The sequence below is a fragment of the Streptomyces sp. UW30 genome (genome assembly GCF_008042075.1).
Taxonomy (GTDB): domain Bacteria; phylum Actinomycetota; class Actinomycetes; order Streptomycetales; family Streptomycetaceae; genus Streptomyces.
Genome location: NZ_RDBN01000068.1, coordinates 1 through 3,967, shown reverse-complemented (window position 1 = coordinate 3,967; position 3,967 = coordinate 1). Strand labels below are relative to the sequence as shown.

General features: G+C 65.8%; 4 protein-coding genes. 2 read left to right on the top strand and 2 right to left on the bottom strand.

Features of this window, described 5'->3' with window-relative positions:
• A partial coding sequence (locus EAO75_RS46805; protein WP_222724030.1) for a hypothetical protein occupies positions 1 to 234 on the top strand: 234 nt, incomplete at its 5' end.
• A gap of 471 nt (positions 235 to 705) precedes the next feature.
• On the opposite strand, the gene EAO75_RS43675 is transcribed toward EAO75_RS46805, so the two are convergent.
• Positions 706 to 1,299, bottom strand: coding sequence for a hypothetical protein (locus EAO75_RS43675; RefSeq protein ID WP_148000702.1), 594 nt, complete (start codon positions 1,297 to 1,299; stop codon positions 706 to 708).
• 501 nt (positions 1,300 to 1,800) lie between these two features.
• Here EAO75_RS43675 and EAO75_RS43670 point away from each other — a divergent pair.
• The gene (locus EAO75_RS43670) at positions 1,801 to 2,196 is read left to right on the top strand and encodes a subtilase-type protease inhibitor (RefSeq protein WP_148000701.1); all 396 of its coding nucleotides are present in this window, start codon (positions 1,801 to 1,803) and stop codon (positions 2,194 to 2,196) included.
• Positions 2,197 to 2,942: 746 nt separating this feature from the next.
• On the opposite strand, the gene EAO75_RS43665 is transcribed toward EAO75_RS43670, so the two are convergent.
• Positions 2,943 to 3,152 carry a hypothetical protein gene (locus EAO75_RS43665; RefSeq protein WP_148000700.1) on the bottom strand — a complete coding sequence of 70 codons (210 nt, stop codon included), beginning with the start codon at positions 3,150 to 3,152 and terminating at the stop codon, positions 2,943 to 2,945.
• Positions 3,153 to 3,967: the final 815 nt, after the last annotated feature.

Below are 3,967 nucleotides of genomic sequence, written 5' to 3'. Positions count from 1 at the left end.
GGGCGAGTTCCCTCGACGCTTGAGCAGTGGATGATCGACCGGGCCGAGGCTCGCAAGCTCCATGACGAGCTCGCCTATGTGGACGCAGGCGTACCCGGGTCGGAATCATTGGGGGTCGTGATCGATGTGCAGCGAGCAGGCGACCACCTGCTCACTCGACCGGTGTTCGTACCGCTCGAAGCCATGGACGACCTGTCCCACTGGCTTCCGAGAGAGGCGTGGTCACTTTGCTGAGCACTGGCTGAGCACGGCCTGAGCTGCAGCCGGGTCGCGGCGACGGAGCTCGCCGAACCCGCCCTCTCCGTTCTGAAGCAGGCCTTCGCCGCCCCCGCCGGACAGTGGGACAGCGGCTGCCGGGCCCGATCAAGGACAGCGCCCGGCTGGTGGACGACATCGCCCTGCACCCGTGAGCGGCGAGCGGAGCCACGGCCGAGGACGGTCAGCCCCCAACCGAGCGTCAGGTGCGGCTGGTCGAGGAGTCCTCTCCCGTCGTGGATCTGTTTCAAGAACCCGTCCGCACCAGTTTGGCCCGGGTATCCCCGAGTCCAGGCAACAGGCTCCGCCTGGAAACCCAGCCGCGGATGAAGACCAGGGGCTGTGGGAGGACTTGCTGGAGCCGGCACGACAGCGCACCGCGTGCCTGGCGGCTGCGGTCAAAGCCACGCCGCGGCAAAAGTAAGGGTAACGGTCACCGGATGAGCCAGTTCAGCGGCGGTGAAGGGTCCGCACTGCTGCGGGACGCGTTTCAACATTGGCAGTGAGATCGCGGGTCCAGGCTGAAGCACTGTCCCGAGCCACGCAGTCGATGCGGACTGATACCTGGACAGGTGAAACATGTCGATACTCGATGCCGACACAGACTTCCAGCTGGGCATCGGCGGAACTTGCGCCGAGATACAGAGACGGCTGGACACCCAAGTCATTCGGGTCTGGGCGAACGCCTTCGACGTAATTGCCGGACACTGTCACCTTGACGCTCGACAGGGCCGGACCGCCTTTCTGCAACAGTCGTAGCGTCGCTCTGAGTTGTCCCTGACCGTCCTCATTGATCCAGCGGTTGCCAACCAGTGTGAAGATCGGGCCCCTTGTATCGTGTCGTTCCCTCTCTTCGCCGTCGATCTGCCGCTGCATGAGCTGCACCTGGGCTTCAGCCGCATCAGCCTGCCGACGAGCAGACAGCGCCGAGTCCTGCGCAGTCTGCGCTTGCTGCTTCGCGAGCACCGCCTGCCAGACCGCGACTCCTGCTGCGACGGCGCTGACCGCAGCGCCGGCAATAGCCACTACGGCTTGCGTGTTCACCGTTCCCCGCCCTGCTGATCTCCGAGCAGCGCGATACCGCGGCCCCACTCACCATGCGTCATCCCCTCCCTGAGAACAGCGCGACCCTAGATCATCCGAACGACTACCGCACCGGCATAAGGCCCGTTCACCCGCCGGGTACAGTGCCGCGCCCCGGCAGCCGGTGTCCTTCGAGCCCGAGCTGGATTCGCCGCCGGCATGCACCCGCCTCATGGTCTTGTGTTGCGCGGCGGTGCATTACGACACCTAAGGCACGCTCACAACATTCAGGCCATTTCGCACCCAGGCCACCTCGGCCACACCCGCAACCGACGGATAGCGCGAACGACCCCTCACCTCCTCAGCCGTGAAGACCGCCCAGCCGATCAAGCCACTGATTCAATGAGCAATTTGGTCTGAATTGCAGCGATGAGAGTGGTTCATTCTTGTCCGCCTTGAGACGGAGGCAATAGGACGGGTACTTCGAAGCCTTCAGCACCACAAGGAGAAGGGAGACACACCATGCGACCAATGACACGCTGGGCAACGTCGGGAGCTCTGCTCACCGCAGCCGTGGCGGTCACGATCCCCTCGGCCCTGGTCTTCACCACAGGCCACGGCGAGCAGGCCGTCACCACGACGCCGGAGCGCGCGGTGACGCTGAACTGTGCGTACACCACCTCGGGGACTCACCCCGACCCGCGACAAGCCTGTGCCGAACTGGATCGCGTGAACGGGGACCTCGGACGCCTGGCCACCTTGCGCGGAAATGACGCGGGGCGACCCTGCACGAAGGAATACCGGCCCGTGGTCGTCACCATCCAAGGGGTATGGCGAGGGATGCGCGTGAACTACGAGCACACGTTCGCCAATTCATGCATCAAGGAAACCCAAGGAGCATCGGTATTCGCCTTCTGAGCCATCACGGCTCAGCAGGCCTCCGGCTGGTGGGACCTGGTGGTCGGCCGCGATCCGCCGGGCGTGACCTCGGCGTCAGGTAACTGAACCAACCACAAGGTCCCCTCGCTCCGGTACGGCACAGGGTGCCTCGAGTCCAATTCAGCGAGGGCCCCCTGGAAAGTGACGTACAAACAGGCATCCTGAGCATTCCCCAGCCTTCGCAGCCGGCGTACGCGGGCAGCGAAGGCTCGGTCATGGCGAGCCACGGCGATGGTGCTGCGGCCGAGCCGGCGTGACCTCGGAGGGCCGAAGGTCAGGAGTCCCGGGAGGCGAGGTACTCCTTCACACCGAGCGCGGTGTGCGCGTCCACCAGGTTCACCGCGGCGCCGACCTCGACAGGGGGACGCGCCGCTCCGCTACCCCGGGGACAGGACGATGCGAGAGGGCTCCGACGGCGACCTCGGCCGTCGCGGTCTTGGGCCGAAGGGCGCGCTGCGGCTCTTCAAGGTCGCCAGCGAGTGCCCGGGCACCGCGGCCCTCCGCGCTGCCACAACGAGGATGGCCTCCCAGCGCTCGTTGATCGAGCGGAACGCGACATGCGCGCSCTCCAGGTCGAGCACGAAGCTCCTGGCAGAGACGGGTGACCATGATCAAGGGCCCGTTGCCGCCAGGAGCTTCACTTTTCCGTACCGCCTGCCTGTGCCAACACCCCAACCACACCGACTGGTTGGCAGGGAGTCACAGCCTGGCGGTCGGACTGCAGGTCAGAGGGAGGCGCTGACGCTCAGGTGGCTGTACTGGCCGGCGGCGCCCAGAACCTCGTTCTTGACGGCGTCGAGCTGAGCCAGGACATCCGCGCTGCTGACCGCCGCGGGGCCGGCGACGAGGCTGGCGTGCGGGTTCAGGCCTCCGGAGATGTTGTCGAGCGCGGCGTCGGAGATCTCGACGGTCTGAACCTGGGGAGCGGAGTTCATGAGGAAACTTCCCTTTCGTATGGATGATCCACAAGGGGGCGGCCCCGCTGGGGACACAGAGCGGGCCTCGGTTGCAGGGGCGCGCGACACCCGTCTCCGGGCACTTTCACGCGGCTCCCGCGGTGCGGAGGATCAAAGCACGGAGCACACTGGGCGACCAAGCAACCGGAGCACGCATCCGGGACGTTGAACGAACAGGCTGCGTATCCGTGCAGGCATGCGCACGACTTGAGGACAGCTTCTCCATATGCCGCGCGACACCGGAACCGACCAGCACTGCCACCACTTTTCCAACGGGACACTCCGCATCAGCAGAGCACCATCGGTCGGCGCGCTTGCGGATCCCTCACGTAGCGCGCCGAGGTTGCGACTTCGATGTGCAGATTCGCTGAAGCCGGAGTGCGACCCCACCTCAGAAACCGACTGTCATCAAGCGATTGCAGCACGTATCCATGGCGCGCATCCATGGCACGTATCTATGGCACGTATCCATGGCTCAGGGCGGCGTTTGACGAGCATCGTCTGCCCTGCGGCGACGATGTGGACGACAACTGCCTCGATAACTGGCTCGATGTGCGATCAGCCGGCTTGCTGCTCTGGGACCACCGTCACCGGGAAGGGGGCACGCTGGCCGGTGCCTCATCCTTCTGGAGAAGGCACAAGCCCGCGCGAAACCGGACCGCGCTCCCGAGCCTCCCCCGGTGCGCAACGTCGTCCTCGTGCATGGCGCGTGCGCAGAAGGCCGCGCAGCCTCGGAAGCCGCCGCAGCGGCACGCGCGGAAACCGTGCGACGGACCCACCCTCCCTCCCCGTAG

Coding starts and splice junctions, on each gene's coding strand:
- EAO75_RS43665 (WP_148000700.1), bottom strand. CDS start 3,152: ATGAACTCCGCTCCCCAGGTTCAGACCGTCGAGATCTCCGACGCCGCG.
- EAO75_RS43670 (WP_148000701.1), top strand. CDS start 1,801: ATGCGACCAATGACACGCTGGGCAACGTCGGGAGCTCTGCTCACCGCA.